Consider the following 4,140-nt stretch of genomic DNA (forward strand, 5'->3'; position numbering starts at 1 on the left):
GCTCCCTGCCGTCCAGGGCAGCTGGGGCTCAGACGCCCCAGGTGCCCTGGTCCACGGCGCAGTTCCAGCCCGTGCCCTTCAGGGTGAACTTCACCTTGTAGGAGCGGGTGTTGAGCAGGTGCGTGGGCACCTTGATCCCGAGGCTGGCCTTCTTCTTGAGCGTCGTGGTGTACACGGACACCGTCTTCGACGTGTTCTTGGTGACCTTGCCGCCCGTGGGCCTGGCGTGGCCGAAGCGGATGTTCCTGACGTCCGTGACGGTGAACGTGACCTTCCTGAAGCTCTGGCTGGTGCTCTTGTTCTTGATCCCGAAGTAGAGGCCGCCGTTGGTCACCCAGCCGTGCGAGTCGACGTAGAAGCGGCTCGGATAGACGAGGTCGATCGGGCAGCCGCTGCTCTTCGGCGTCGACGTAGCGGCCGACGCGGCGGTGCCGAGGCCGAGTTGAGCGGCGGTGACCAGTCCTGCCGTGGCCAGGACGGCTGCGGTCGTGCGTGTGCGGTTCATCGTGGTGACTCCTCCCCCTGTGGCCCTGCTTGACGGGCTTCAGCAGGAAGGATGCCATGTGCGGCGGCCGGACACGCGCGAATTCACCGGGCCTCAGCAGTACTTGTCGCTCGGATCCCGCGTCGTCCAGGAACAGGAGGCGACCTTGGAGCCGCTCGCCTTGGTCAGCGTGGCCGTGTCCCTGTCGTTGTTCCAGACGTAGGCGCGCCGGCCCTGGTACTTGTCCGACGCGGTGTCCGAGCCGCTGCCGGTGTGGATCTTCATGTACTTCCCTGCGCCGATCTTGACGTTCGGGAAGACGTACTTGTGGTTCGAGGCGTCCTTCAGGACCCAGCCCCTGAGCGAGACGGCCGAGCTGCCGGAGTTCTTGATCTGCACCCACTCGGCGTTCAGGCTCTTGTTGGAGCGGTCGTCCCGGCCCGGACTGTCGAACCAGACGTGGTGGATGTGCACGCCCCCGGCCGCCTGGGCCGGGGTGCTGAGCAGGGTGCCGGTGAGCAGGGCCGCGCCCGCGAGGGCGGGCAGGGCGGCACGTATGCGCACAGTACGCATGGAGAAATCCCCCCAAGGATGTCGTCCGCGGAGTCGTCCCGGGCCGGTCGTCCACCGGCCCGGGACTGAAGTGTTATCACACGATCTTCACCATGACTTCACAACGGGAAAACCACTCCATCAGGCGACGAAAGCTGTTAACGCACCCGCCCGAGGGATGCCCTGTCCTGGCGGCCGCGGCTTGCGGCAACAATGGAGGGATGACCGACAGTCCCGCCAGTCCGGCACCCCTCGCCGATCCACACCTCGTCTACGACCCCCTCGCGGCCGACGGCCCGAAGGACGTGGTGATCCTCGGCTCCACCGGGTCCATCGGAACCCAGGCCATCGACCTCGTGCTGCGCAACCCCGGCCGTTTCCGGGTCACCGCCCTGTCCGCGAACGGCAGCCGCGTGGCCCTGCTGGCCGAGCAGGCCCACCGCCTGCGGGTACGGACCGTGGCCGTCGCCCGCGAGGACGCCGCACCGGCCCTGCGCGAGGCGCTGCGCGAGCGGTACGGCACCGGGGAGCCGCTCCCCGAGATCCTCGCCGGACCGGACGCGGCCACCGAGGTCGCCGCCTCCGACTGCCACACCGTGCTCAACGGCATCACCGGGTCCATCGGCCTCGCGCCCACCCTGGCCGCGCTGGAGGCGGGCCGCACCCTCGCGCTCGCCAACAAGGAGTCGCTGATCGTCGGCGGCCCGCTGGTCAAGGCGCTCGCCAAGCCCGGGCAGATCATCCCGGTCGACTCCGAGCATGCCGCGCTCTTCCAGGCGCTCGCCGCCGGCATCCGCGCCGACGTGCGCAAACTGGTCGTCACCGCCTCCGGCGGCCCCTTCCGCGGCCGGAGCAAGGCACAGCTGGCGAACGTCACCGTCGAGGACGCCCTCGCCCACCCCACCTGGGCGATGGGCCCGGTGATCACGATCAACTCGGCGACCCTCGTCAACAAGGGCCTGGAAGTCATCGAGGCACATCTCCTCTACGACATTCCCTTCGACCGCATTGAGGTCGTCGTGCATCCCCAGTCGTATGTTCACTCGATGGTCGAGTTCACCGACGGATCCACGATCGCCCAGGCGACGCCCCCCGACATGCGCGGGCCCATCGCCATCGGTCTGGGCTGGCCCGAGCGCGTCCCGGACGCGGCGCCCGCCTTCGACTGGAGCAAGGCCTCCACCTGGGAGTTCTTCCCGCTGGACAACGAGGCCTTCCCCTCGGTGAACCTCGCCCGGCACGTGGGGCAGCTCGCGGGCACCGCCCCGGCGGTGTTCAATGCGGCCAACGAGGAGTGCGTCGAGGCCTTCCGCACCGGCGCACTGGCCTTCAACGGGATCATGGAGACCGTCACCCGGGTGGTCGAGGAGCACGGCACCCCGGTCGCGGGAACTTCACTCACCGTGTCGGACGTCCTCGAAGCGGAGACCTGGGCACGGGCCCGGGCTCGTGAACTGACAGCCAAGACGGCGACCGCGGAGGCGCGTGCATGACGACCTTGATGTTCATCCTCGGCATAGTGGTCTTCGTGGTCGGCCTGCTCGTCTCGATCGCGTGGCACGAGCTGGGGCACCTGTCCACGGCCAAGCTCTTCGGCATCCGCGTCCCGCAGTACATGGTCGGCTTCGGCCCGACCATCTGGTCGCGTACGAAGGGTGAGACCGAGTACGGCATCAAGGGGGTCCCGCTCGGCGGCTACATCCGCATGATCGGGATGTTCCCGCCCGACGACCAGGGCCGGGTCTCCGCCCGCTCCACCTCACCGTGGCGCGGCATGATCGAGGACGCCCGCTCGGCTGCCTTCGAGGAGATCAAGCCGGGTGACGAGACGCGCATGTTCTACACGCGCAAGCCGTGGAAGCGGGTCATCGTCATGTTCGCGGGCCCGTTCATGAACCTGGTGCTCGCGATCGGCCTGTTCCTCACCGTGCTGATGGGCTTCGGTATCCCGCAGCAGACCACCACCGTCGCCTCCGTCTCGCCCTGCACCATCAAGCAGAGCGAGCACCGTGACACCTGTAAGAAGTCCGACCCGGTCTCCCCGGCGGCGAAGGCCGGCATGAAGAACGGCGACAAGATCGTCTCCTTCGACGGCGTGCCGACCAAGGACTGGAACACGCTCTCGGACCTCATCCGGGACAGCGCCGGCAAGAACGTCGCGATCGTCGTCGACCGCAAGGGCCAGGAGCTGACCCTGCACACGAAGATCACCGAGAACTGGGTCGCCAAGAAGGACTCCAGCGGCAACTACGTCAAGGGCTACGTCCCGGCCGGCTTCCTCGGCTTCAGCGCCGCCACCGGCGTCGTCAAGCAGGACTTCGGCGGGTCCGTGACCTGGATGACCGACCGGGTCGGCGACGCCGTCGACTCCCTCGCCGCCCTGCCCGCCAAGATCCCGGCCTTGTGGGACGCGGCCTTCGGCAATGCCCCGCGCCAGCCGGACTCCCCGATCGGCATCGTCGGCGCGGCCCGCATCACCGGCGAGATCGCCACGCTGGACATCCCCGCCTCCCAGCAGCTCGCGAACTTCGTGATGCTGCTGGCCGGCTTCAACCTCTCCCTGTTCCTGTTCAACATGCTCCCGCTGCTCCCGCTCGACGGCGGGCACATCGCGGGCGCCCTGTGGGAGTCGCTGCGGCGGAACGTGGCCCGGGTGCTGCGCCGGCCGGACCCCGGTCCGTTCGACGTGGCCAAGCTGATGCCGGTGGCCTACGTGGTGGCCGGAATCTTCGTCTGCTTCACCATCCTGGTGCTCATCGCGGACGTGGTTAACCCGGTGAAAATCTCCTAGCCATCCGACATTCCAGGCGGCCCGGAACCATGAGTTCCGGGCCGCCTTCCATCGGGTGGGTTTACCGGGTGGGATGTGCTGGCCCAGGGGCCGGTGCCGTAATCTCGAAGCCTGGAGCCCGCCGTTCACGGGACCGGACCTTGATCCACGACTTGGGGTTGCACAGCAGATGACTGCGATTTCTCTCGGCATGCCGTCCGTTCCGACCAAGCTCGCCGAGCGCCGGAAGAGCCGGCAGATCCAGGTCGGATCCGTGGCGGTCGGCGGAGACGCGCCCGTGTCGGTCCAGTCGATGACCACGACCCGCACGTCC

4 protein-coding genes and 1 pseudogene are annotated in these 4,140 nt (G+C 68.2%); 3 read left to right on the forward strand and 2 right to left on the reverse strand.

Features of this window, described 5'->3' with window-relative positions:
• Window positions 1–28: 28 nt before the first annotated feature.
• Together AQI88_RS37380 and AQI88_RS37385 are read right to left on the reverse strand one after the other, a co-directional pair.
• Window positions 29–505, reverse strand: a complete 477-nt coding sequence (locus AQI88_RS37380; protein ID WP_067008778.1) for a hypothetical protein — start codon at window positions 503–505, stop codon at window positions 29–31.
• A gap of 93 nt (window positions 506–598) precedes the next feature.
• Window positions 599–1,057 carry a lamin tail domain-containing protein gene (locus AQI88_RS37385; RefSeq protein ID WP_067008780.1) on the reverse strand — a complete coding sequence of 153 codons (459 nt, stop codon included), beginning with the start codon at window positions 1,055–1,057 and terminating at the stop codon, window positions 599–601.
• 200 nt (window positions 1,058–1,257) lie between these two features.
• Here AQI88_RS37385 and dxr point away from each other — a divergent pair, with 200 nt between their 5' ends.
• The 3 genes and pseudogenes from dxr to AQI88_RS45435 all read left to right on the forward strand — a co-directional run.
• The gene (gene dxr / locus AQI88_RS37390; RefSeq protein WP_067008784.1) at window positions 1,258–2,529 is read left to right on the forward strand and encodes a 1-deoxy-D-xylulose-5-phosphate reductoisomerase; all 1,272 of its coding nucleotides are present in this window, start codon (window positions 1,258–1,260) and stop codon (window positions 2,527–2,529) included.
• Window positions 2,526–3,827, forward strand: coding sequence for a M50 family metallopeptidase (locus AQI88_RS37395; protein WP_067008787.1), 1,302 nt, complete (start codon window positions 2,526–2,528; stop codon window positions 3,825–3,827). The genes dxr and AQI88_RS37395 overlap by 4 nt, the downstream gene beginning before the upstream one ends.
• 169 nt (window positions 3,828–3,996) lie before the next feature.
• Window positions 3,997–4,140, forward strand: a pseudogene (locus AQI88_RS45435) (flavodoxin-dependent (E)-4-hydroxy-3-methylbut-2-enyl-diphosphate synthase); the annotation flags it as partial.

This window comes from Streptomyces cellostaticus, assembly GCF_001513965.1.
Classification (GTDB): Bacteria; Actinomycetota; Actinomycetes; order Streptomycetales; family Streptomycetaceae; genus Streptomyces; species Streptomyces cellostaticus.

Excerpts from the sequence above, each read along its gene's own strand:
- AQI88_RS37395 (WP_067008787.1), top strand. The coding sequence starts at position 2,526 with ATGACGACCTTGATGTTCATCCTCGGCATAGTGGTCTTCGTGGTCGGC.
- AQI88_RS37385 (WP_067008780.1), bottom strand. The coding sequence starts at position 1,057 with ATGCGTACTGTGCGCATACGTGCCGCCCTGCCCGCCCTCGCGGGCGCG.
- AQI88_RS37380 (WP_067008778.1), bottom strand. The coding sequence starts at position 505 with ATGAACCGCACACGCACGACCGCAGCCGTCCTGGCCACGGCAGGACTG.
- dxr (WP_067008784.1), top strand. The coding sequence starts at position 1,258 with ATGACCGACAGTCCCGCCAGTCCGGCACCCCTCGCCGATCCACACCTC.